Genomic DNA, 22,235 nt, shown 5'->3' with positions numbered 1-22,235 from the left:
CGTCCCTATCCACTCCCGCATCACCCTCGCACTCAACGCGACCGGAGGACCGCCCGTGACCGCATCCCAGCACGCCCGTGACATCCTGCAGCTGGCGGCGGCCGCTGCCGACTCGAAGGGCGCCCAGGACCTGGTCGCGCTCGATGTCTCCGGGCCGCTTCCCCTGACCGATGTGTTCCTCCTGGCGAGCGGCCGCGTCGAGCGCAACGTTCTCGCGATCGCCTCCGAGATCGAGGACCAGCTCAATGAGGCCGGCGTCAAGACGCTGCGTCGCGAGGGCAAGTCGGAGGGGCGTTGGGTACTCCTGGACTTCGGCGACCTGGTCGTGCACGTCTTCCACGAGGAGGACCGCATGTACTACGCACTCGAACGTCTGTGGAAGGACTGCCCCGTCGTCCCGATCGAGCTGCCTGTCCGCGAGGCCGCCGAGTAGCTCCCAGCTTCCTTTCGGGTCTGCCTGAGAGCTCTCTCATGATCGCCCGCTTGGATGGTCGCATGAAGTGTCCCACCGACAACGCGACCCTCGTCATGAGCGAACGCCACGGCATCGAGATCGACTACTGCCCAGAATGCCGGGGCGTGTGGCTCGACCGCGGAGAGCTCGACAAGATCATCGATCGCGCGGAGACGCGGCCATCCGGAGTGCCGGCGACGCCTGCTCCAGCAGCACAGGCCGTCCGGGCGGAGTACCGCGAGCCGCAGTACCGTGAGCGGCCGTACGGTCAGCGCCCCTACAAGAAGAAGCGCGAGAACTGGCTGAGCGAGCTCTTCGACTGACGCGAGTCTCCCTCGGTTTTTTCTCGCGGTCGCGATGTAGTAGGCTGGACGAGTTGTTCCGGGAGGTCCGAAAGGGCCGATTCCGGGCGGCTCTGGGTCTGTGGCGCAGCTGGTAGCGCACCTGCATGGCATGCAGGGGGTCAGGGGTTCGAGTCCCCTCAGATCCACCAAAACCCCTGGTGAGAAGCAAATCTGCTTCAAGCCAGGGGTTGTTTTGTCTCTGCTCCCGCTGGCCGCGGGTGGTCGCTACAGTTCCCGTATGGACACTCGAATCGCCGCCCCCGACGACGTGGACGCGATAACGACGACGATCGCACTCGCCTTCCGGGATGACCCCGTATGGGGCCCTGCTCTGACGGCGCCCGACGGCACCGCCGATCACCTCGAGGCGTTCTGGCGCTTCTTCGTGGAGGGCGCACTCCCGCATGGGAGCGTGTTCCTGCAGGAGGGTCCCGCCGGCGAAGCGGCCACCGTGGCGGTGTGGATCCCGCCGGGAGTCGATGAGCTCACCGACGAGCAGGAGACGCAAGTCGACGCGCTGATGGAGCGGACACTCACACCGGAGCGGTTCGCGGCGTATCAGCGGTTGTGGGAGCTGTTCGAGCAGTCGCATCCACACGCCGCACCGCATATGTACCTCAGCCTGCTCGCGACGCATCCCGAGCACCGCGGTCGCGGGATCGGTCAGCGGCTCCTCGCGGAGACTCTCGAGCGGTTCGACGCCGAAGGTCTTCCGGCGTACCTCGAGTCCACCAACCCGGCGAACGACCATCGTTACGAGCGCGCAGGCTTCCGCGCCGTCGGGGGCTTCCGTGCGGTGCTGGACGGCGCCGTCGTCACGACGATGTGGCGCGACGCACGGGGTATCGGCGCGACCGGTCGCTAGGGGAGCGGCGGCCCGCGATCAGCGCAGTCGCTCCTCTTCCTGCTCCTCGAGTCGGGCCTTCTCGGCGTCCTTCGCCTCCTGCTCTTTCTGGATCTCTTCTTCGCGTGGTGTCTTGTTCGTCATGCCGCGAGCGTAACGGGCGCGTCGAGACAGCGGAAGGATCACTCCACCATTGTGCGGGCCGCGCGGCCTGCGTTAGCCTCCACTCCGGAGCGGAAGACGATGGCAGCAGAGGGTGGGCGTCCGGATACCGTCACCTTCGCGGGCGGTGTCCTCGACCGGTATCGCCATGTCTGCGCCTTCGTGAAGAGCGAGGCCGAGGCCGATGCCGTGCTCGACCCGTTCGTTCAGGGCGGGCTGGACGGCGACGACCGGCTCCTGTACCTGGTCGACCCCGCGGAGCCGGCCGTGCCGTTGCGCCGGGTGCGCCGCCTGGGTCACGACCCGGCAGCTCTGCTGGACGAACACCGTCTCACCGTGCTGACGTGGGCCGAGACCTACCTCCGTACCGGTGCGTTCGACCAGGACGACATGCTCGGTCAGCTGGATACGATGCTCGGTGGTCCTGCCGTGCCGCGCATCCGCCTGCTCGCCGACATGGGCTGGGCCGCCGGGGACCCGGATGCCGCGGTGCAACTGATCGAATTCGAGGCGCGCGCCAACTTCTTGCACGCGCGCCATCAGCACGTCGTGATCTGCGCCTACGAGACCTCGCGCTTCGACGGCGCCTTCATCGTCGACATCCTGCGGACCCACCCCATGGTGCTGATCGGCGGCATCCTGCAGGAGAACCCGTTCTTCGTTCCTCCAGAGGAGTTCCTCGAGGAGCGCGTTGCCGTGGGGCGCGGCTGAGCGGGCGCATGGACGCGGACGACCGGACCTGGATGCGCGACCTGGGCGCACTCCTCGCCCTGCCGTCCCTGTGGGTCGACCACTCCCCGGCCGAGATCACCGACGGGCTGCTCAGCGTCCTGATCGGGATGCTCCGCCTCGATTCCGCGTTCGCCCGCTTCCGGACCCCTGGCGACGCGGAGCCGCTGGAGGCCTGGCGTCCGTCGGGTCCGGCAGCGCCGGCCGACCTGCTGGCTGTGCTCGGCCCGTCGGGCAGCACCGACCGGCCGCAGCCGGAACCCGGAGTGACCACGGCCGCCGTCCGCACCACGGACGGTACCGGCAGGGCGATCGCGCGGGTCGCCACGCTGGCGCTGGCGCTGCCCTGGGGCAGCGGACTTGTCGCCGTGTCCGCCCCGCGCGGCGACTTCCCGACCGAGCGGGAGACGCACCTGCTGAGGGTGGCCGTCGGACAGGCGGCGATCGCGCTGCACACCGCCCGGCGCCTGGCGGCCGAGCAGGGTGCCCGGCGCAAGGCGGAGCGCGAGCTGGAACGGCAGCGCCTGGTGCTGCAGTCCGTCCTCGACGACGTCGGCCCCGCTCTCGCGGCCGCCTCGCAGCGGATCCGGCAGGCGTCACGGGAGGCGGGAGGCCCCGAGGCGGCACCCGCGCCGCTTCCGGTCGCTGTGTCCGAGCCCTCGGCATCCGTCACCCAGATGCTGACCCGGCGCGAACTGGAGGTGCTGGGGTTGCTGGCTCAGGGACTCAGCAACAAGGAGATGGCCGGCGTGATGTGGCTGAGCGATCGCACGGTCGAACGCCACATCACCAGCCTGTACCGGAAGATCGGGGTCGCCCGGCGCAGCGAGGCGACGGCGTTCGCCCTCCGGCACGGAATCGCCTGAACGCGAGGTCGCTCACCCGAACGTGAAGCAGTACGCCTCGAGGCCAGGGGCATCGAACCTCAGGGTCACGACCCGGTCCTCGATGCGGTCGTCCTGGCGGATCAGCTGGTAGGTGTCCTGGCGGTCGACGGTTCCGCGACCGTCCGCATCCACGTCGGTGCCGTGCGATTCGCCCGGCGGCCGGCCGTCGAGCAGCACCTGGAACGGGATGGCCGCACCGGCAGGAGCCGGCCCCATGACGAGGTTCGCATCCCGGGCGTGGAACGCGAATGAGACCTTCCCGCCGGCCTCGTCGAGCACGGCGGCGTGCTGGGCATGCGTCCAGCGCCCGTCGAGCGACCAGCCGTTGAGCGGGAGCGAAGGGACGGCGTTGTACTGCTCGGAGCGGTCGTAGCGGTCCGCCGTCTCGGAGACGAACCCGCTGCTCTGGCCGTAGCCGAGGTAGGTCTCGGGCGAACGGAGGGCGCTCCAGTCCGCGGCGACCTCCAACCCGACAGGATCGACCATCACCAGGTTCAGGTCGAGGTCGCGGGCTCCCGCATCCATCAACAGGCGCTGGATCATCATCTCGGTGCGTCCGTACTCACCCTCGCCGAAGTGGTGGTAGCGCAGCCGCCCGTCCGCGTCCGCCAGGTAGACGGCGGGCCAGTAGTGGTTGGCGAAGTCGCCCCAGACGCCGTAGTCGTCGTCCACGGCGACCGGGTACTCCACGCCGAGGGCGCGCGTGCGGGCGGTGACGTTCGCGCGGTCGTGCTCGAACCCGAACTCGGGAGTGTGCACTCCGATGATCGTCAGTCCCGCGTCGGCGTACTTCCGGTGCCAGGCGCGCAGGTAGGGGAGGGTGCGCAGCCAGTTGACGCAGGTGTAGGTCCAGAAGTCGACGAGTACCACGCGCCCGCGGAGGCCGTCGGGTGTCAGCGGCTCGGAGTTGAGCCAGCCGGTCGCCCGGACGAACGGGGGCAGGCGGCCCTCGTCGGCCAGCTGCTCCACATCCCCGGCCAGCCGGTGCGACAGCGTGCGGAAGAGCCCGCGCGCCCGGTCGTCGTCCACGCGGTCATCGGACACCACTAGCCTCCGATCCCGGAGCCGCGGCATCCACTCCGTCCGCCATCCGTCCGACGTCGATGATGGCGTCCGCGAACGCCCGCGGCGCCTCCTGGGCCAGGTTGTGACCGACACCGCCGGAGATGAGACGGTGCTCGTACGGGCCGGTGAACCGGTCCCGATAGGCGGACGGTTCCAGGTGGAACGCCCCGTTGGCATCGCCTTCCAGCGTGATCGCCGGGACGCCGATCGTCGGTCGTTCCGCCAGTCGCGCCTCGATGTCGTCCAGTGCCGGGTCGCCCGCTGCCAGGCCGAGCCGCCAGCGGTAGTTGTGGATCACGATGTCGACGTGGTCCGGATTGGCGAACGACGGGCGCGAACGCTCGAACGTCGCAACGTCGAAGTCCCAGCGCGGCGAGGCGGTCCGCCAGATCAGGCGTGCGAACTCATCCCGGTACCGGTCGTAGCCCGCGCGGCCCCGCTCGGTCGCGAAGTAGAACTGGTACCACCAGGTCAACTCCCCTTCGGGAGGAAGCGGGTTGACGTTGGCCGCCTGGCCTGCGATCAGGTAGCCGCTCGCGGTCACCTGACCCCGGACGCGCGCGGGCCAGAGCGCCGCGAGCACGTTCGTGGTGCGGGCGCCCCAGTCGGAACCGCCGACCAGAGCCGACTCGATGCCGAGCGCATCCAGCAGGGCGATCGCGTCGCGGGCGAGCGCCGCGGGCTCCCCGTTCCGCAATGCGTCCGGGTCTCGGAAGGTGGTCGTGCCGTACCCGCGGAGGTACGGGACGACCACGCGGAAGCCGGCGTCGACCAGCAGTGGCACGACCTCCTCGAAGCTGTGGATGTCGTACGGCCACCCGTGCAGCAGCAGCACGGCGGGTGCGTCGGCGGGGCCGTCGTCGGTGTACCCGACATTCAGTTCGCCGGCGTCGAGTTGAGAGACTTCCTGCATTCCGTTCACCCTCTCACCGACTCACCGCAGCGACCGGAAGGTGGCGCGGACTTCCTGGGAGAACAGCTCCGGCTGCTCCCACGCCGCGAAGTGCCCGCCCCGGTCGAGGCGGTTGAAGTGGATGAGATTCGGGTACGCCGCCGTCGCCCAGGTGCGTGGGGCCGCATAGATCTCGTCCGGGAACACGCTCACTCCGGTGGGCACCGGCACGCCCTTCGGGGCGAAGAACGGCAGCGTGCTCTCCCAGTACAGCCGGGCGGACGAAACCGCGGTGTTGGTGAGCCAGTACAGCGTCACGTTGTCCAGGACGTCGTCGCGGGAGAGGCCTTCGGAACCACCCGCGAACACCCGCGCGATCAGGTCGTAGCTGCGCACATCGTGGTCGAGCATCCACGCGGCGAGTCCGACGGGGGAGTCGGCGATCCCGTACAGCGTCTGGGGCCGGTTGCCCATCTCCTGCGCGTACGCGAGGCCGTGGGCATAGAAGAAGGCGAGTTGATCCCAGGCGTAGCGTTCCTCTTCGGTCAGGTCTGCGGGTGGTTCTTCGTGGTTGTCGAGAGCGGACTGGATGGCGTCCGGCACCGTCGCGGGCATGTTCGTGTGGATGCCGATCAGCCCGGGCGGGGTGAGGAGGGCGAGCTGCTCGGTGACGGCGTTGCCCCAGTCGCCGCCCTGTGCGACGTAGCGGTCGTAGCCGAGCCGGGTCATGAGCTGGTCCCAGGCCTTGGCGATGCGGATGGGGTCCCACCCGGTCGCTTCCGGCTTGCCGGAGAAGCCATGCCCGGGAAGGGAAGGGATGACGAGGTGGAACGCGTCGGAGGCGTCAGCGCCGTGCGCGGTCGGATCGGTGAGCGGTCCGACGATCTTCAGCTGCTCGATGATCGAGCCCGGCCAGCCGTGCGTGACGATCATCGGCAGCGCGTCCGCATGGGGCGAGCGGATGTGGAGGAAGTGGATGTCGAGTCCGTCGATCTCGGTGACGAATTGCGGCAGTTCGGCGAGACGCGACTCGACGGCGCGCCAGTCGTAGTCGTTCGCCCAGTAGTCGGCGAGCGCGCGCACGACCTCGAGCTGGACGCCCTGCGAGCTGTCGTCCACCGTCTCCTTCTCGGGCCAGCGGGTCGCCTGGACGCGGCGCTTCAGGTCGGCGAGCTCCTCGTCGGATGCGGTGTACGTGAAGGGACGGACGGCGGCAGCCGAGCTGCCGGCGTCGTGTCGCGATTCCGTGACGGTCATGGTGTGCTCCTCCCGGTCTCAGCGGCGGCCGACGGGGTCGTCGCGCATCGAGGATGCCTCCGCACGACCCGCGCTGGCATCCGGGGAATCCCTCACATGCGGCGGCTCGGAGCCCTCCCGATGTGGGGGAAAGCCCTCATGCGCCCTCATCGTCGTGAGAGGGCCCTCAGTCTCGGCGCGCGTCTCGCAGCGCCTCGATAGGCCGGGCCGCTAGGATTTCGCCAACGACCGACGACCGAGGGATGCCGATGACCGATCTGCCGCGACGCCATCAGCGCGCCCGCGGACCGGAGGGCGTCCGGCACGGCCGCCTGCCCCGGCGCCGCGGAAGCGTCGCCGCGCTCAAAGTGCTGGCCGCCGTCGTCGTGGTCGCGATCGTGAGCGTCGGCTCCGTCGCTGCGTACGCGGTGTGGGATGTGGCGCGCTCGATCAAGACGGGCGTGCACCTGCAGGCGGCGCCCGGGCAGTCCGCGATCCCGCAGGACATCCCGAACGTCTCGGCGCTGGCGGGCGGGGTGAACCTGCTGCTCGCGGGAACCGACAGCCGAAGCGATCTGGGCGGCATCTACAACAGCGCGGACGAGCAGGATGCCAGCAGCGGCGCAGGCAACAACGACGTCACGATGCTGCTGCACATCGCGCAGGACCACAAGAGCATGATGGTGGTCAGCTTCCCGCGCGACCTGATGGTCCCCATCCCGGACTGCCCCGATCCGAAGGGCGGGACGATCGACGGCAGCTCCTACGCCCAGTTCAACACCGCCCTGTCACGCGGCGGCCTGAACTGCGTGGTCGCGACGGTGTCCGAGATGACGGGGCTGACCATCCCCTTCGCGGCGGTCATCAACTTCAACGGCGTGAGCGCGATGTCCGACGCGGTGGGCGGGGTCACGGTGTGTCTCGCGAGCCCGGTGACCGACGACTACACGAACCCGCCGCTCGACCTCCCCGCCGGCGAGAACACGATCGTCGGGGATGTGGCGCTCTCGTTCCTGCGCAGCCGCCATGGCGTCGGCGACGGCAGCGACCTCGGCCGCATCTCGAACCAGCAGGTCTTCCTCTCGGCGCTCGCGCGAAAGGTCGTGAACGGCGGCGTCCTCACCAACCCGGTGCAGCTGTACGGACTGGCCAAGGCCGCGGTGAACAACATCACGCCGTCCGAGACGCTCACCAACCCGACGACCCTCGTCCAGATCGCGCTCGCGCTGAAGGACACCGGCCTCGACAACATGGTGTTCGTCCAGTACCCGGCGGTGTCCGACCCGGACAACCCCAACCGGGTCGTGCCGCAGAAGTCGGCGGCGGCTGCGCTGAACGAGGCACTCGTCAACGACCAGCCTGTGAAGCTGACCGGTTCGACGGGACGCGCGGCGGAGGACCCGACGGCCACCACGTCCCCGGCTCCAGACGCGGGCGGCGAGCCGTCTCCGACGACACCGGCGACGCCGGCGGCCCCCGCTCCCGGCGCGACCCCCGGGGCCACGGGCACCGCGGGCGGCCCGGTCGAGCTGCCGTCGACCATCACCGGCCAGACGGCGGCCCAGCAGACCTGCACCAAGGGCAACAACTAGCGACTCGACGCCGCTCCGGTTGCCATCGCTCCGGTGACACCGTTGAATGAGGTCATGTCCAACGTGCGGATCGAGCGGATGACGTCGCTCCAGCTGAGAGTGCTCCTCATCGCGATCCTGTCCAGCTTCGTCGCCTTCCTCGACGGGGCGGTGATCAACGTCGCACTCCCCGCCATCTCGCGCGATCTGGGTGGCGGCCTCCCACTCCAGCAGTGGGTGGTCGACGCCTACCTCGTCACCCTGGGCTCCCTCATCCTCATCGCCGGGTCGCTGTCGGATGTGTTCGGGCGCAAGCGCGTGCTGTACGTCGGACTCATCGGCTTCGGTGTGACGTCGCTCCTCTGCGCCTTCGCGCCGACCGGCGTCTTCCTCGTGCTGGCGCGGGCCCTGCAGGGCGTCGCGGGCGCCCTGCTGGTGCCGAGCTCCCTCGCCATCATCATCTCCCGGTTCGAAGGGCCGGCGCAGGCCAAGGCCATCGGGCGGTGGACGGCGTGGACCGGCATCGCGATGATCGCAGGCCCGGTCGTCGGCGGCCTGTTCGTCGACACGCTGGGCTGGCGGTGGGTGTTCGTGATCAACGTCATCCCCATCGCGATCACGCTGTTCATCATGATGACGCTGCGCGACACCGACCACGGGATGGGCGGCCGGGTCGACGTGCTGGGCGCGATCCTCGGTTCGGTCGGCCTCGCGGGCACCGTCTTCGCCCTGATCGAGCAGGGAACCTACGGCTGGACGAGCCCACGGGTGTGGATCCCGCTGGTCGTCGGACTGCTGTGCCTGGCCGCATTCTTCTTCGCCGAGACGCGGGTGAAGCAGCCGATGCTGCCGCTGGGGCTGTTCCGTGTGCACAACTTCTGGGTCGGGAACATCGCGACCTTCTTCGTGTACGCGGCGCTGTCGTTCGGGCCGCTCATCATCACGCTCTACCTGCAGCAGGTCGCCGGGTTCTCCGCGATCGCGGCCGGTTTCGTCTTCATCCCGTCGACGCTGTGCATGCTGCTGCTCTCCGGCTTCTTCGGCGGCCTCGCCGGTCGGTACGGCCCGCGCCTGTTCATGGCGATCGGTCCGATCATCGCCGCTGCCGGCTTCACCTGGCTGCTCATGGTCGGCAACACCGTGAACTACTGGACCACGCTGCTCCCGGCCGTGCTCCTCTTCGGGATCGGCCTGTCGATCACGGTGGCCCCGCTGACCAGTGCCATCCTCGGCGCCATCCATCCCGAGCAGGCGGGCATCGGATCCGCGGTCAACAACGCGGTCTCCCGCATCGCGGGGCTCCTGGCGATCGCCGCGGCGGGGATGATCATCGGCGGAACCCTGGACGAGGCGGGGCTGCACCGCGCGATGATCGCGGCGGCTGCGCTCCTGCTGATCGGCGGTGTGGTGTCGGCGATCGGTATCCGGAACCACGAGCCCGCGGCGGCGAAGGTTCAGACCGTGACGGACTGACCCACGAGCGCGAGCATCACCACGTCGACGATCGCGCAGGTCATGATCAGCTGCATGAGCAGCCGGGTCGGGCTGCGCCGCAGCAGGAGCACGACGCCGGTGATCGCGGCGGCCAGCCCGATGACGAGTCCCGCGATGAGCAGCGGCTCGACCGGCAGGCCGGGGCCGAACGTGATGAGGAGGGTCGCAACGGCGAGGGCTGTGAACGCCAGCAGGCCGCTGACGCGCGCGCCGAGCCGGTGGGGCATCCCGCGGATCCCGGTCCGGGCGTCGTCGTCGAGGTCGGGGAGCACGTTCGTCACGTGCGCCGCGACGCCGAGCAGCGCACCCGCCGCGTAGACCCACCACTGCGGGAAGGCCGGATGCTCTTGGCCGAGCGTCGCGACGGCGGGGAGCACGCCGAAGGCGACCGCGAACGGCACCCAGGAGTACGCCGTGGCCTTGAGCCCGAGGTTGTAGGCCCAGCCGCCGCCGATGACGATCGCGTTCGCCAGGAGCGCCCCGGGCCCGAGGAAGAGGGTGACTACGAGCGCGGCGGCGAGAGCGACGAAGGCAGCGGTGCGCACGACCGCGACGGACACGTCGCCGCGGGCGGCCGGCTTGTCGGTGCGGTGGACGGCGGCGTCGCGCGCCGCGTCCAGCCAGTCGTTGCACCAGCCGATCGACAGCTGGCCGAGCAGGACGGCCAGCGCGAGCACTACGAGGCGACCGGGCGGGTAGCCGAGGCCGATACCGAGCCCGATGACGATGACCGTGACGACGACCGTCGGTCCGGGATGGCTGGCGAGCAGGAGGGAGAGCACCTTCTTCGCCATGCCGGTCATCGTATCCCGAGTTACGGGTGCAAAGAAGTTGCGCGAATTCGCAACGATTTGCGTACACTGGCGCCATGTCCAGACGTCTCGCCGAAGTCGCACGCAAGGTCGGAGTCAGTGAAGCCACCGTCAGCCGGGTGCTGAACGATAAGCCAGGAGTGTCGGATGCGACGCGGCAGACCGTGCTGACCGCCCTGGACGTGCTTGGGTACGAGCGGCCGACCAAGCTCCGCGGCGAGCGGGCCCGGCTCGTCGGCCTGGTGCTTCCGGAGCTGCAGAATCCGATCTTCCCCGCCTTCGCCGAAATCCTCGGCGGCGCACTCGCGCAGAACGGCTACACCCCGGTCCTGTGCACGCAGACGGCGGGCGGGATCTCCGAGGCGGACTACGTCGACCTGCTGCTCCAGCAGCACGTCTCCGGCGTCGTCTTCGTCGGGGGCGCCTACGCGCAGCGGGATGCCGACCATAGCCACTACGCCCGCCTCACCGAGCTGAACCTCCCCACCGTGCTGGTGAACGCTCCCGTCGACTCCCTCCACTTCGCAACGGTCTCCTGCGACGACTCGGTCGCGACCGCGCAGGCGCTGACGCACCTGCGGTCGCTCGGGCACGAGCGCATCGGCCTGCTGCTCGGCCCGCGCGATCACGTGCCGTCCCAGCGCAAGCTCGAGGCCGCACGACGGCTGAGCGAGGGATGGGGTGCGCCGCTCGACGAGTCGCTGGTCGTCCACTCGCTGTACTCCCTGGAGGCTGGACAGGCGGCCGCCACCCGGCTGCTCGCCGCCGGCGTCACGGCCATCGTGTGCGCCAGCGACCCGATGGCGCTCGGCGCGATCCGGGCCGCCCGCCGAGCCGGGTTGTCGGTTCCGCGGGACGTGTCGATCGTCGGGTACGACGACTCCGCCCTGATGAACTGCACCGAGCCTGCTCTGACGACGATCCGCCAGCCGATCGAACCGATGGGACGCACGGTCATCGAGCTGCTGCTGCGCCAGATCTCGAGCGATTCGGCGATCCGCGACGAGCTGTTCTTCGAGCCCGAGTTGGTCGTCCGAGGGTCGACGGCGCCGGTTTCGCGCCCATCCTGAGTCGCAAACGCTCGCAAAAGTACGCAAACCAATTACTCTTTGTTTAGTTCTTGCGTCATTCTGTCGTGCTAGCTACATTTCGGTGAACGACGACGGTGCCGGACGGTCCGTCGTGACAGACGACCGAAAGGCTCAGCGTGGACCTCTCCGTGATGGACGGCGACAGCGTCGCGACGGCGGACGCCGCCCACGCGCCGGTCCCGCCGGCCGACGACTCCGAATGGTGGCGCAGTGCGGTCATCTACCAGATCTACCCGCGCAGCTTCGCCGACGGGAACGGCGACGGCGTCGGCGACCTGGCCGGAGTGCGCGAGCACCTGCCGTACCTCGCCGACCTCGGCGTCGACGCGATCTGGTTCACCCCCTGGTACGACTCGCCGCTCGCGGACGGCGGGTACGACGTGGCCGACTACCGCCGCATCCACCCGGCCTTCGGCGACCTGCACGAAGCGGAGGAGCTGATCCGCGACGCGCTCGCCCTCGGCATCCGCACGATCATCGACATCGTCCCGAACCACGTGTCGGACCGGCATCCGTGGTTCCAGGAGGCACTGGCCGCCGGCCCCGGCTCTCCCGAGCGCGAGCGGTTCTGGTTCCGGCCGGGGCGGGGACCCGCGGGCGACGGGATGCCGACCTCCTGGCGCTCCAACTTCTCCGGCGACACGTGGACGCGCACCACCGATCCCGACGGGACGCCCGGCGAGTGGTACCTGCACCTGTTCAGCCCGCAACAGCCCGACCTCAACTGGAACCACCCCGACGTCCGCCGCGAGCACGAGGACATCCTGCGGTTCTGGTTCGACCGGGGTGTCGCAGGAGTCCGCATCGACTCGGCGGCCCTGCTCGTCAAGGACCCGGCGCTTCCCGAGGTGCCCGAGCGCCCGGGCGCGGGGGAGCACCCCAACCAGGACCGCGACGAGCTGCACGACATCTACCGCTCGTGGCGCTCCCTGGCTGACGGGTACCCGGGCACGCGTGTGCTGGTGGGCGAGCTGTGGCTGCCCGACATCGACCGGTTCGCGCTGTACCTGCGGCCGGACGAGCTGCACACGGCCTTCAACTTCGACTTCCTGGCCCGGCCGTGGGAGGCGCGCGAGCTGCGCGCCTCCATCGACGAGACGCTCGCCGCGCACGCGCCGGTGCACGCCCCGAGCACGTGGGTGCTGTCGAACCACGACGTCACCCGTGCCGTCACACGCTACGGGCGCGAGGACTCGTCCTTCGCCTTCACCAAGAAGCGCAAGGGGACACCGACCGACCTCGCGCTCGGCCGGCGCCGCGCACGCGCCGCGGCCCTCCTGACGGCCGCGCTCCCCGGCTCGCTCTACATCTACCAGGGCGACGAGCTCGGACTGCCGGAGGTCGAGGACCTCCCGGACGAGCTGCGCGAGGACCCGATGCACGCCCGCTCGGGCGGCGTCGATCCCGGTCGCGACGGCTGCCGAGTGCCCCTGCCGTGGCGGGGGAGCACAGCCCCCTTCGGCTTCAGCCCGGACGACGCGACCGCTGCGCCCTGGTTGCCGCAGCCCGCCGAGTGGGCGGACCTCACGGTGCAGGCGCAGCAGAGCGACCCGTCGTCGATGCTGTGGCTCTACCGCCAGGCGCTCCGCATCCGCCGCGCAGAGCCCGGGCTGGGCGACGGCCCGCTGACCTGGCTGGATGCACCTCCGGGGGTCCTCTCCTTCGCTCGCGGAGGCGCGTTCCTCAGCGTCACCAACCTGTCCACCGACCCGGTGCCGCTCCCCGAGCACCAGGCCATCCTCCTCAGCAGCGCTCCGCTCGACGGCGGCCTGCTGCCTCCCGACTCCACGGTCTGGCTGCGCACGCAGCACGCGGCCGCGGGGCACCTCACCACCTGAAACGCACCATCCACGCATCACACTCGAAAGGGTCCAGACAATGAAGTCACTACGCACGATCGCCGCGGTCGCGGCGGTCACCATCGCGGGAGCGGGCGTCCTCGCCGGATGCTCGGCATCCGGCGGAGACTCCAACGACGGCAAGGTCCACATCACCGTCGCCAGCCTGATCCCGGGCAGCGACAAGGCCGCTTTCAAGGCCTTCGACGATCGGGTCAAGGAGTTCGAGAAGGCCAACCCGAACATCGTCGTCAAGGCGGAGGAGTACCAGTGGACGGGCCCGACGTTCGCGACGCAGCTCGCGGGCGGCACCCTCCCGGACGTCTTCAACGTGCCGTTCACCGACTCGCAGTCGCTGCTGCAGGCGGGACAGCTGGCCGACATCACCGCCGAGGTGAACAAGCTCCCGTACGCCTCGAAGTTCAACGAGAACGTGCTTGCGGTCGCCAAGTCGGGCGACAAGATCTACGGAATCCCGTACGGTCCGTACGCCATGGGGCTCTCGTACAACCGGGACATCTTCCAGAAGGCCGGACTCGATCCGGATAAGCCGCCGACGACCTGGGACGAGGTCCGTCAGGACGCGAAGACCATCTCCGAGAAGGTCCCCGGTGTGGCCGGCTACATGCAGATGACACAGGGCAACACCGGCGGCTGGGAGCTGACCACGACGGTCTACTCGCGCGGCGGCCGGATGGAGACCACCGACGGCGGGAAGACGAAGGTCACGACCAACAATCCCGTCACCAAGGAGGCGCTGCAGTGGCTCCATGACGTTCGCTGGGAGGACAACGCGGCAGGCAGCAACTTCCTGCTGGACTGGAGCGGCATCAACCAGGCGTTCGGCGCCGGTCAGGTCGCGATGTACCCGTCCGGCTCGGACGTGCTGACGGCGCTCGTGCAGCAGAACAACGTCGACCCGAAGAACTACGGGCTGACGATGCTGCCTGTCGACTCCAGCGACTCGAAGGCCGGCGTGCTGGTCGGCGGCAACGTCGCGGCGGTCAGCCCCAAGTCGTCGCAGGCGGAGAAGGAGGCCGCGGTCAAGTGGATCGATTTCTACTACATGCAGAAGCTGCTCAACAAGGAGCAGGCCATCGCCGACGCGAAGGTGCTCGTGAAGTCGAACCAGCCGGTCGGCGTGCCGACCCTGCCGGTCTTCGACAAGGCCACCTACGACCAGAACATGCAGTGGATAAAGGATGAGATCAACGTCCCGCAGGAGAACGTCGCGCCGTTCACCGACAAGATCTTCGACGCGAACCTCGTCCCGGAGCCTAACAAGCACACCCAGGAGCTGTACGGGGCGCTCGACTCGGTCGTGCAGGCAGTCCTGACCGATAAGAACGCCGACATCGACCAGCTCCTCACGAAGGTCGACGGCGACATCCAGAAGCTCGTCGACGCCGACAAATGACGACGCATGACCGTCCGCTGACGCGCCCCCGCCGCACGCCCCTCACCTGGGTGCGCGGCGGGGGCGCCAGCACCCTGCTCTTCCTGCTGCCGATGCTGGTCATCTTCGGGGTCTTCTCGTGGTGGCCGATCGTGCGCAGCGTGGTGATGAGCTTCCAGCACACGAACCTCGTCAGCACGCCCACCTGGGTGGGCTGGGACAACTTCGTGCAGGTGGTGAACGATCCACTGTTCTGGACAGCGGTCGGCAACACGGCCTGGTTCGCGCTGCTGGCGCTGCTGCTCGGGTATCCGGTGCCGCTCATCGCCGCCGTGCTGATGAGCGAGGTCAAGCGCGCCAAGGGGCTGTACAGCGCGCTGGCCTATCTCCCGGTCGTGGTCCCGCCCGTGGTGGCGGTGCTGCTGTGGAAGTTCTTCTACGACGCGCGCCCGGACGGCGTCTTCAACACCATCCTCGGCTGGGTGGGCATCCCGCCTCAGCCCTGGATCCAGTCGGCCACGCAGGCGATGCCGTCGCTGGTGGTCGAGGCGACCTGGGCGGCGGCGGGAGGGACGATCATCATCTATCTCGCGGCCATCACCGGAGTCGCACCCGAGTTGTACGACGCGGCCGAGGTCGACGGCGCGGGGATCTGGCAGAAGGTCTGGCATGTCACCATGCCGCAGCTGCGCAGCATCCTGCTGATCACCCTCATCCTGCAGATCATCGGGACCGCGCAGGTGTTCCTCGAGCCGTTCCTCTTCACGGGCGGTGGTCCGGTCGACTCGACGGTCACCATCCTGCTGCTCATCTACCGCTACGCGTTCCAGAACTCGCTGGGCGGCGACTACGGCGCCGCCACCGCGCTCAGCCTGCTGCTCGCGGCCTTCCTCGCCGTGCTGTCGCTCGTGTACTTCCGCCTCACCAAGTCCTGGAGCCAGAATTGACGACCACGACCTCACTGCCGCCCGAAGTCCGGAACGTCCTCACCGATGTCATCGAGGAGGGCGGGTCGCCCGAGCCGCCGCGGCGCCGTCGCCGCCGGCGCGCGGAGGATGCGGGGGAGCGCAGCATCCTCTCGGTCTCCGACCGCCGCAAGCCGGGCATCCGCTGGAGCACGCGGATCATCCACACGCTGCTGCTGCTCGTCCTGATCGTGGTGGGCCTCGGCCCGCTGCTGTGGCTCGCGAAGTCCGCGATCACGCCGACGGAGGACACCCTCCAGACGCCGATGGCGCTGTTTCCGCACGGGGTGGACTGGGCCAACCTGTCCACAGCGTGGTCGACTGTGGGCATCGACGTGCAGTTCGTCAACACGGTCTGGGTGGCGGCGGGCTCCTGGGCGGCGCAGATCCTCGTCGCCACGACCGCGGGGTACGCGCTGAGCGTGCTGCGTCCCGCCTACGGCAATGTGCTGTACGGGCTGATCCTCACCACCCTGTTCGTGCCGTCGGTGGTGCTGCTCGTGCCGCTGTACCTGACCATCCTGAACCCGCCGCTGCTCGGCCAGTCGCTCATCAACACGTTCTGGGCGGTGTGGCTGCCCGCGGGTGCGAGCGCCTTCAATGTGGTGCTGGTGAAGAGGTTCTTCGACAACCTGCCGCGGGAGGTGTTCGAAGCGGCGCGGACGGACGGAGCCGGGCCGTTCCGGCTGTTCTGGTCCATCGTGCTGCCGATGTCCAAGCCCATCCTGGGCGTGGTGTCGGTGTTCGCGATCATCGCGGCCTGGAAGGACTACCTATGGCCGCTGCTGGTGCTCCGCGACCCGGCGATGCAGCCGTTGTCGGTGCGACTGCCGACCCTGCAGGCGGCGATCCAGCTCGATGTCTACCTCGCCGCGCTGGCGATCTCGACGCTCATCCCGATCGCGCTGTTCCTGGTGTTCCAGGGGCTGTTCCTGCGGAGTGCGGGACTGGGCGGCGCGGTGAAGGGGTGAGCGCGCGGGGTTAACATCGAGGGATGCGCGCAGCCCGACGCCGGACGGCCGCGGGGGCCGCCGTGGCGCTCTCGGCGACCCTGCTGCTGTCGGGAGCGCTGACCGGGTGCGTCGGGGCGGCGCCCGCAGCGACGGGGTCGGCCGCGGGGTCAGCGACGCCGGGCCCTACTGCGGCGGGGACGCCGACACCGACGGTGAAACCGGCGCCGACCGTCGACGCCGCTGAGGCGTACGCGCAACAGCGGCTCGGGAACCTGACCCTGCGCCAGAAGGTCGCCGGGCTCTTCATACTGCACGTCCCCGGCACCGACCCTGCGGCGCTGCGCGGTTTCGCCGACCGGTACGGGCTCGGCGGCGTCATCCTCATGGGCGACAACATCCCGGGCACACCCGGAGAACTCGCCGCGGAGACGGCCGCACTGAAGGCGTCCGACCCCGGGCTGCCTCCACTGATCGGCGTCGACGAGGAGGGTGGCGACGTGGCGCGCCTCCCGTGGGACGACCAACCGGGCGCGGGGCCGCTGCGGTGGCAGGACCCGTCCGTCACCCAGGCCGCGTTCGCGCGTCGCGCGGCGTTGCTGCACGACGCCGGGATCTCCGTCAACTTCGGCACGGTCGCCGACGTCACGGCCGACCCGCACTCGTTCATCGCCGGCCGCGTGCTCGGCACGGAGCCCCAAGGGGCGTCGGCGCGCGTGGCCGCATCTGTGACGGGCGAGCGCGGAGCTGTCCTCAGCACGCTCAAGCACTTCCCCGGACACGGCGAGAGCGAGGCGGATTCGCACCACGCCATCCCGTCGACCGCAGTCACGAAAGCGGAGTGGGCGGCGCGGGATGCGCCGCCGTTCCAGGGCGGGATCGCCGCCGGAGCGGAACTGGTGATGTTCGGGCATCTCGCGTACACGCAGGTGGATGCGGCTCCCGCGTCGCTCTCGGCCGCCTGGCACCGCATCCTCACCGACGAGCTCGGTTTCCGCGGCGTCAGCATCACGGACGACCTGCGGATGCTGCAGGACACGGGACTGCCGCAATATCAGGACCCGGGGGAGAACGCGGTGCAGGCGATCGCCGCGGGCAACACGATGGTGCTCGACGTCATCCCGGCCGGAAGCGACCCCGGCGCTCTCATCGACGCCGTCGTCGCCGCGGTGCAGAGCGGGCGGATCCCTGCCGAGCAGGTGGATGCCGACGCCCTGAAACTGCTGCGGCTGAGGCATTCGCTGGCCCCGAAAGAGTGACGCGTCAACTTTTTCTTCTGTTTTGGGGAATGAACCGGCGATCAATGCGCTTGCATGTACTCGACGCCGGTGGACAGACCGCCCGGCGCGCGACTTCCTGAAGGAGAAAAGCCATGACCATCGAGATCCCCGGTTACAAGGCAGGCACCTGGACCATCGACCCCGCGCACTCCGAGGTCGGCTTCAGCATCCGCCACCTGATGATCAGCAAGGTGAAGGGCGTGTTCGAGAACTTCGACGCCACGTTCGTCACCGCCGAGAACCCGCTGGACTCGAAGGTCACCGCGAAGGCCGACGTCGCCTCCATCAACACCAAGGACAAGAACCGCGACGCGCACCTCCGCACCGGCGACTTCTTCCTCGCCGAGGAGCACCCGACCATCGACTTCGTGTCGACCGGCGTGCGTCACGAGGGCGGCGACTTCCTCGTCGACGGCGACCTGACGATCAAGGGCGTGACCAAGCCGGTCACGTTCGAGTTCGACTTCGGTGGCTTCGGTCAGGACCCGTACGGCAACTACAAGGCCGGCGCGACCGCGAAGACCAAGATCAACCGTGAGGACTTCGGCCTCACCTACAACGCAGCGCTCGAGACCGGCGGAATGCTCCTCGGCGAGGACGTCACCATCACCCTCGAGCTCCAGGCCGTCCTCCAGTCCTAACCCCCGCTCGCTCCGCAGCCGCCGAGCACAGGAAAATTGTCGCCCCAGACCCGATTCGGGCGCATTTTTCCTGTGCTCGCGGGCTTGCGGGAGTCAGTGGCCGGTGAGGGGGGAGAGGGTGCTCGCGACGACGGAGGGGCGGCGGGTTACGGACTCCTCTAGGTCAGCGGTCTCCATGGCGAGGAGGCCGGCGTTCGCCCCGGCGAAGCGCAGGGGCTCCGGCTCCCAGCGCGGAGAGCGGTGGCCGACCCAGGGGAGTGCCGTGAGGCCCGTGCGGGTGCCGGTCAGCAGGTCGGCGAGCGTGCGGCCGGCCAGATTCGTGGTGCTCAGCCCGTCGCCGACGTAGCCCCCCGCCCACGCCTCGCGCGCGTCCCGGTCGTACCCGACGCCGGCGTGCCAGTCGCGCGGGACGCCCAGCGGTCCGCCCCAGTGGTGCGTGACACGGGCGCCCGCGGCATCCGGGAACAGGTCGAACAGCGTGTGGATGAGGTGCTCCCGCACGCGAGGCGAGCGGTCGTACTCGGGGCGGATGGCGCTCCCCAGGTGGTAGCGCGCCCCGCGGCCGCCGAACGTGAACCGGTTGTCGGCCGTCCGCTGGCCGTACACGATCAGGTTGCGGAAGTCGGTGAAGGTCTGGCCGTGCTCGATCCCGATGCGCTCCCAGGTCGCGTCGGGCAACGGCTCGGTCGCGATCATCAGCGAGTAGAGGGGCAGGATGCGCCGGCCGACCTGCGGCAGCTGGGAGCCGTAGCCTTCGGTCGCGTTCACCACGACCCCCGCGCGCACGGTCCGCTCCGCCCCCGCCGACCGCGTACGCACGGTGCCGTCCTCCCACGAGAGCACCTCGGTGCCCTCCGCGATGGTGGCGCCCCTCCGCTCCACGACCCGGGCCAGTCCGCGTACGAGCTTCGCCGGGTGGATGCGCGCGCAAGCGGGCGTGAAGGTCGCGGCCACCGCATCCGCCGCGTTGAAGCGCTCGAACACCGTCTCGGTGCCCCAGAGTGCCACCTCGTCGACCCCGTAGCGTTCCGACTCCTCGAACTCGGCGCGCGCCGCGTCGACCTGCGGTCGCGACCGGGCGAACGTCACGGTGCCGCCGCGCGCGTAGTCGATGTCGAGGTCTTCGGTCTCGGCGACGCGGCCGACCTCATCCACGGTGCCGACCATCGCCCGGCGCATCGCGACGGCCGCGTCGAAGCCGTACTGCTTCTCCAGCTTGGTCGCCGACCACGGGAACAGCGCCGAGCACCAGCCGCCGTTGCGTCCTGAGGCGCCGAAGCCGGCCACCTCCTTCTCGAGCAGCACGATGCGCAGGCCGGGGTCGCGCTCCTGCAGGTAGTACGCGGTCCACAGCCCCGTGAGCCCCGCACCGACGATGGCGACGTCGGCGTCGAGGTCCGAGTCGAGGCCGGGGCGCTGCCGGAAGCCGTCCTCCTGCTGGAGAATCGAGTCGAACCAGAATCCGACGTTGCGGTAGTCCATGCGCGCTCCTCGTGCGATGCGAAGTCCTGTTAAGGACGAAGTCCGGGACCGCTGGGTGCGGTCCCGGACTCGCCCTTTGGGGGTCTACAGGTGGTTCGACGCCTCCGACAGCACCGACTCCAGGATCTGGCGGATCTCGACGAACTCGTCGGGGCCGATCGTGAGCGGCGGGGCGAGCTGCACCACCGGGTCTCCGCGATCGTCGGCACGGCAGTAGAGTCCGGCGTCGAACAGGGCCTTCGAGAGGAACCCGCGGAGCAGCCGCTCGGCCTCGTCGTCGTCGAAGGTCTCCTTGGTGTTCTTGTCCTTCACCAACTCGATGCCGAAGAAGTAGCCGTCGCCGCGGACGTCTCCCACGATCGGGAGGTCGAGCAGCTTCTCGAGCTCCGCCCGGAACAGCGGCGAGTTCTCGCGCACGCGCTCGTTGAGGCGCTCCTCCTCGAAGATGTCGAGGTTGTCGAGCGCGACGGCAGCCGACACCGGGTGCCCACCGAACGTGTAGCCGTGGTAGAACGACGTGTTGCCGTGCTTGAAGGGCTCGTAGATCCGGTCGCTGATGATGGTCGCGCCGATCGGCGAGTAGCCGCTCGTCATGCCCTTCGCGCAGGTGATCATGTCGGGGACGTAGCCGTACTGGTCGCAGGCGAACATGTGGCCGATGCGGCCGAAGGCGCAGATGACCTCGTCGCTGACCATCAGCACGTCGTACTTGTCGCAGATCTCGCGCACGCGCTGGAAGTAGCCGGGGGGAGGCGGGAAGCATCCGCCCGAGTTCTGGACCGGCTCCAGGAAGATCGCGGCGACCGTCTCGGGACCCTCGAACTGGATCATCTCCTCGATGCGGTTCGCGGCCCACACACCGAAGGCCTCGATGTCGTCGGTCGGCGCACCCATCTCTCCGGCGCGGTAGAAGTTGGTGTTCGGGACGCGGAACCCACCGGGGGTCAGCGGCTCGAACATCTCCTTCATGGCGGGGATACCGGTGATGGCGAGCGCACCCTGCGGAGTGCCGTGGTAGGCGACCGCGCGGGAGAGCACCTTGTGCTTGGTGGGGCGCCCCTGGAGCTTCCAGTAGTACTTGGCCAGCTTGAACGCGGTCTCGACGGCTTCGCCGCCGCCGGTGGAGAAGAAGACGCGGTTGAGGTCGCCGGGTGCGTAGGAGGCGAGCCGGTCGGCCAGTTCGATGGCGTTGGGATGCGCGTACGACCAGATCGGGAAGAAGGCGAGCTGCTCCGCCTGCTTGGCGGCGGTCTCGGCGAGGCGCTTGCGGCCGTGACCCGCGTTCACGACGAACAGCCCGGACAGGCCGTCGATGTACCGCTTGCCGTGGGAGTCCCAGATGTGGTGTCCCTCGCCGCGCGTGATGATCGGGACGCCCTGGCCCTCCTCCATCACCGACTGACGGGCGAAGTGCATCCACAGGTGATCGCGCGCCTTGGCCTGCAGTGCAGCCTCCTCGGCCGCGATCGGCTCGCCGAACGTTTCTACGGTTGTCGTCATGGTTATCGCGTTCCCCAGTTGTAGAACTGTTTGTGGAGTTTCAGATACACGAACGTCTCGGTGGAGAGCACGCCCTCCAGCGTCCGGATCTCGGAATTGAGCATCGTGATGAGGTCGAGGTCGTTTTCGCACACCACCTCGGCGAGGATGTCGAAGGTGCCGGCTGTCAGCACCACGTAGTCCACGTCGGGCATGGCCGCCAGCTTGTCGGCGACGGCCCGGGTGTCTCCCGTGCAGCGCACGCCGATCATCGCCTGCCGGTAGAACCCGAGCTGCATGGGATCCGTGACGGCCACGATCTGCATCACACCCGACTCGGTCAGCTTCTGCACGCGCTGGCGCACAGCCGCCTCGCTGAGACCGACGGCTTTGCCGATCTCGGCGTACGACTTACGACCGTCGACCTGCAACTGCTCGATGATCGCCTTGGAGACGTCGTCGATGGTCGCAGCCTTCTGGCCGTTCGTTGCCCGAGGGGTACTCATGGAGCGATTCTGTCAGCGGACCGGGCACCTGGCAAGCGATTCCGCACCCATTCGGGCGTTCCGCTGACGAAATCAGCAGATGGGGCGATGACACGCTACGCTGCCTCCACACACATC

Annotated in this window: 21 protein-coding genes and 1 tRNA gene; 15 read left to right on the top strand and 7 right to left on the bottom strand. The window is 69.1% G+C overall.

Annotated features, from left to right (window positions below; all coding sequences use genetic code 11):
* Nucleotides 1-55: 55 nt before the first annotated feature.
* From rsfS to P3F85_RS08000, 6 genes are all read left to right on the top strand, one after another.
* Nucleotides 56-433, top strand: a complete 378-nt coding sequence (gene rsfS / locus P3F85_RS08025) for a ribosome silencing factor (RefSeq protein WP_374010710.1) — start codon at nucleotides 56-58, stop codon at nucleotides 431-433.
* 62 nt (nucleotides 434-495) lie between these two features.
* Nucleotides 496-777 (top strand): zf-TFIIB domain-containing protein, encoded by a 282-nt coding sequence (locus P3F85_RS08020; protein WP_374010709.1) that lies wholly within the window; start codon nucleotides 496-498, stop codon nucleotides 775-777.
* Between the two features lie 94 nt (nucleotides 778-871).
* Nucleotides 872-947 (top strand) — tRNA-Ala (locus tag P3F85_RS08015).
* A gap of 89 nt (nucleotides 948-1,036) precedes the next feature.
* Complete coding sequence (locus P3F85_RS08010; protein ID WP_374010708.1) at nucleotides 1,037-1,663, top strand: GNAT family N-acetyltransferase; 627 nt, start codon at nucleotides 1,037-1,039, stop codon at nucleotides 1,661-1,663.
* 222 nt (nucleotides 1,664-1,885) lie between these two features.
* A complete protein-coding gene (locus tag P3F85_RS08005) occupies nucleotides 1,886-2,515 on the top strand; it encodes an MEDS domain-containing protein (protein WP_374010707.1) in 630 nt (209 codons plus the stop codon).
* Between the two features lie 8 nt (nucleotides 2,516-2,523).
* The gene (locus P3F85_RS08000) at nucleotides 2,524-3,399 is read left to right on the top strand and encodes a LuxR C-terminal-related transcriptional regulator (RefSeq protein ID WP_374010706.1); all 876 of its coding nucleotides are present in this window, start codon (nucleotides 2,524-2,526) and stop codon (nucleotides 3,397-3,399) included.
* Between the two features lie 12 nt (nucleotides 3,400-3,411).
* Here the strand turns inward: P3F85_RS08000 and P3F85_RS07995 are convergent, their stop codons facing one another.
* Genes P3F85_RS07995 through P3F85_RS07985 form a run of 3 tightly spaced genes read right to left on the bottom strand, consistent with a single transcriptional unit; the run spans nucleotide 3,412 to nucleotide 6,634 of the window.
* Nucleotides 3,412-4,464, bottom strand: coding sequence for a redoxin domain-containing protein (locus tag P3F85_RS07995; RefSeq protein WP_374010705.1), 1,053 nt, complete (start codon nucleotides 4,462-4,464; stop codon nucleotides 3,412-3,414).
* The gene (locus tag P3F85_RS07990) at nucleotides 4,454-5,398 is read right to left on the bottom strand and encodes an alpha/beta fold hydrolase (protein WP_374010704.1); all 945 of its coding nucleotides are present in this window, start codon (nucleotides 5,396-5,398) and stop codon (nucleotides 4,454-4,456) included. The genes P3F85_RS07995 and P3F85_RS07990 overlap by 11 nt, the downstream gene beginning before the upstream one ends.
* A gap of 21 nt (nucleotides 5,399-5,419) precedes the next feature.
* Nucleotides 5,420-6,634 (bottom strand): epoxide hydrolase family protein, encoded by a 1,215-nt coding sequence (locus P3F85_RS07985; protein ID WP_374010703.1) that lies wholly within the window; start codon nucleotides 6,632-6,634, stop codon nucleotides 5,420-5,422.
* 248 nt (nucleotides 6,635-6,882) lie between these two features.
* Between P3F85_RS07985 and P3F85_RS07980 the strand changes: the two genes are divergently transcribed.
* Together P3F85_RS07980 and P3F85_RS07975 are read left to right on the top strand one after the other, a co-directional pair.
* A complete protein-coding gene (locus P3F85_RS07980) occupies nucleotides 6,883-8,205 on the top strand; it encodes an LCP family protein (RefSeq protein WP_374010702.1) in 1,323 nt (440 codons plus the stop codon).
* Nucleotides 8,206-8,259: 54 nt separating this feature from the next.
* Entirely contained in the window at nucleotides 8,260-9,657 is a 1,398-nt protein-coding gene (locus P3F85_RS07975; protein WP_374010701.1) for an MFS transporter, read from the top strand.
* On the opposite strand, the gene P3F85_RS07970 is transcribed toward P3F85_RS07975, so the two are convergent.
* Entirely contained in the window at nucleotides 9,639-10,472 is an 834-nt protein-coding gene (locus P3F85_RS07970) for a UbiA family prenyltransferase (RefSeq protein WP_374010700.1), read from the bottom strand. The genes P3F85_RS07975 and P3F85_RS07970 overlap by 19 nt on opposite strands.
* A gap of 74 nt (nucleotides 10,473-10,546) precedes the next feature.
* Here P3F85_RS07970 and P3F85_RS07965 point away from each other — a divergent pair, with 74 nt between their 5' ends.
* From P3F85_RS07965 to P3F85_RS07935, 7 genes are all read left to right on the top strand, one after another.
* Nucleotides 10,547-11,560: a LacI family DNA-binding transcriptional regulator gene (locus tag P3F85_RS07965; protein ID WP_374010699.1), complete on the top strand. Its 1,014-nt coding sequence runs from the start codon at nucleotides 10,547-10,549 to the stop codon at nucleotides 11,558-11,560.
* A gap of 152 nt (nucleotides 11,561-11,712) precedes the next feature.
* The gene (locus P3F85_RS07960; RefSeq protein WP_374010897.1) at nucleotides 11,713-13,419 is read left to right on the top strand and encodes a glycoside hydrolase family 13 protein; all 1,707 of its coding nucleotides are present in this window, start codon (nucleotides 11,713-11,715) and stop codon (nucleotides 13,417-13,419) included.
* A 40-nt stretch (nucleotides 13,420-13,459) separates the two neighbouring features.
* Nucleotides 13,460-14,836: an ABC transporter substrate-binding protein gene (locus P3F85_RS07955; RefSeq protein WP_374010698.1), complete on the top strand. Its 1,377-nt coding sequence runs from the start codon at nucleotides 13,460-13,462 to the stop codon at nucleotides 14,834-14,836.
* Complete coding sequence (locus P3F85_RS07950) at nucleotides 14,833-15,762, top strand: carbohydrate ABC transporter permease (RefSeq protein ID WP_374010697.1); 930 nt, start codon at nucleotides 14,833-14,835, stop codon at nucleotides 15,760-15,762. The genes P3F85_RS07955 and P3F85_RS07950 overlap by 4 nt, the downstream gene beginning before the upstream one ends.
* Nucleotides 15,759-16,751 (top strand): carbohydrate ABC transporter permease, encoded by a 993-nt coding sequence (locus P3F85_RS07945; protein WP_374010696.1) that lies wholly within the window; start codon nucleotides 15,759-15,761, stop codon nucleotides 16,749-16,751. Before P3F85_RS07950 ends, P3F85_RS07945 begins: the two co-directional genes overlap by 4 nt.
* 23 nt (nucleotides 16,752-16,774) lie before the next feature.
* Entirely contained in the window at nucleotides 16,775-17,989 is a 1,215-nt protein-coding gene (locus tag P3F85_RS07940) for a glycoside hydrolase family 3 N-terminal domain-containing protein (protein ID WP_374010695.1), read from the top strand.
* A gap of 113 nt (nucleotides 17,990-18,102) precedes the next feature.
* A complete protein-coding gene (locus P3F85_RS07935; protein WP_374010694.1) occupies nucleotides 18,103-18,651 on the top strand; it encodes a YceI family protein in 549 nt (182 codons plus the stop codon).
* Nucleotides 18,652-18,744: 93 nt separating this feature from the next.
* On the opposite strand, the gene P3F85_RS07930 is transcribed toward P3F85_RS07935, so the two are convergent.
* From P3F85_RS07930 to P3F85_RS07920, 3 genes are all read right to left on the bottom strand, one after another.
* On the bottom strand, nucleotides 18,745-20,133 hold the full coding sequence (locus P3F85_RS07930; protein ID WP_374010693.1) for an NAD(P)/FAD-dependent oxidoreductase: 1,389 nt from the start codon (nucleotides 20,131-20,133) through the stop codon (nucleotides 18,745-18,747).
* Between the two features lie 84 nt (nucleotides 20,134-20,217).
* Nucleotides 20,218-21,633: an aspartate aminotransferase family protein gene (locus P3F85_RS07925; protein WP_374010692.1), complete on the bottom strand. Its 1,416-nt coding sequence runs from the start codon at nucleotides 21,631-21,633 to the stop codon at nucleotides 20,218-20,220.
* Nucleotides 21,634-21,635: 2 nt separating this feature from the next.
* Nucleotides 21,636-22,118 carry an Lrp/AsnC family transcriptional regulator gene (locus P3F85_RS07920; RefSeq protein ID WP_310129075.1) on the bottom strand — a complete coding sequence of 161 codons (483 nt, stop codon included), beginning with the start codon at nucleotides 22,116-22,118 and terminating at the stop codon, nucleotides 21,636-21,638.
* Nucleotides 22,119-22,235 lie beyond the last annotated feature (117 nt).

The organism is Leifsonia sp. T36S-04 (assembly GCF_042465655.1).
Classification (GTDB): domain Bacteria; phylum Actinomycetota; class Actinomycetes; order Actinomycetales; family Microbacteriaceae; genus Leifsonia.
This window is presented reverse-complemented; position numbering and strand designations above follow the sequence as displayed.

Excerpts from the sequence above, each read along its gene's own strand:
- P3F85_RS08020 (WP_374010709.1), top strand. The coding sequence starts at position 496 with ATGAAGTGTCCCACCGACAACGCGACCCTCGTCATGAGCGAACGCCAC.
- P3F85_RS08010 (WP_374010708.1), top strand. The coding sequence starts at position 1,037 with ATGGACACTCGAATCGCCGCCCCCGACGACGTGGACGCGATAACGACG.
- P3F85_RS08005 (WP_374010707.1), top strand. The coding sequence starts at position 1,886 with ATGGCAGCAGAGGGTGGGCGTCCGGATACCGTCACCTTCGCGGGCGGT.
- P3F85_RS08000 (WP_374010706.1), top strand. The coding sequence starts at position 2,524 with ATGGACGCGGACGACCGGACCTGGATGCGCGACCTGGGCGCACTCCTC.
- P3F85_RS07990 (WP_374010704.1), bottom strand. The coding sequence starts at position 5,398 with ATGCAGGAAGTCTCTCAACTCGACGCCGGCGAACTGAATGTCGGGTAC.
- P3F85_RS07985 (WP_374010703.1), bottom strand. The coding sequence starts at position 6,634 with ATGACCGTCACGGAATCGCGACACGACGCCGGCAGCTCGGCTGCCGCC.
- P3F85_RS07980 (WP_374010702.1), top strand. The coding sequence starts at position 6,883 with ATGACCGATCTGCCGCGACGCCATCAGCGCGCCCGCGGACCGGAGGGC.
- P3F85_RS07975 (WP_374010701.1), top strand. The coding sequence starts at position 8,260 with ATGTCCAACGTGCGGATCGAGCGGATGACGTCGCTCCAGCTGAGAGTG.
- P3F85_RS07970 (WP_374010700.1), bottom strand. The coding sequence starts at position 10,472 with ATGGCGAAGAAGGTGCTCTCCCTCCTGCTCGCCAGCCATCCCGGACCG.
- P3F85_RS07965 (WP_374010699.1), top strand. The coding sequence starts at position 10,547 with ATGTCCAGACGTCTCGCCGAAGTCGCACGCAAGGTCGGAGTCAGTGAA.
- P3F85_RS07960 (WP_374010897.1), top strand. The coding sequence starts at position 11,713 with ATGGACGGCGACAGCGTCGCGACGGCGGACGCCGCCCACGCGCCGGTC.
- P3F85_RS07955 (WP_374010698.1), top strand. The coding sequence starts at position 13,460 with ATGAAGTCACTACGCACGATCGCCGCGGTCGCGGCGGTCACCATCGCG.
- P3F85_RS07950 (WP_374010697.1), top strand. The coding sequence starts at position 14,833 with ATGACGACGCATGACCGTCCGCTGACGCGCCCCCGCCGCACGCCCCTC.
- P3F85_RS07940 (WP_374010695.1), top strand. The coding sequence starts at position 16,775 with ATGCGCGCAGCCCGACGCCGGACGGCCGCGGGGGCCGCCGTGGCGCTC.
- P3F85_RS07935 (WP_374010694.1), top strand. The coding sequence starts at position 18,103 with ATGACCATCGAGATCCCCGGTTACAAGGCAGGCACCTGGACCATCGAC.
- P3F85_RS07930 (WP_374010693.1), bottom strand. The coding sequence starts at position 20,133 with ATGGACTACCGCAACGTCGGATTCTGGTTCGACTCGATTCTCCAGCAG.
- P3F85_RS07925 (WP_374010692.1), bottom strand. The coding sequence starts at position 21,633 with ATGACGACAACCGTAGAAACGTTCGGCGAGCCGATCGCGGCCGAGGAG.
- P3F85_RS07920 (WP_310129075.1), bottom strand. The coding sequence starts at position 22,118 with ATGAGTACCCCTCGGGCAACGAACGGCCAGAAGGCTGCGACCATCGAC.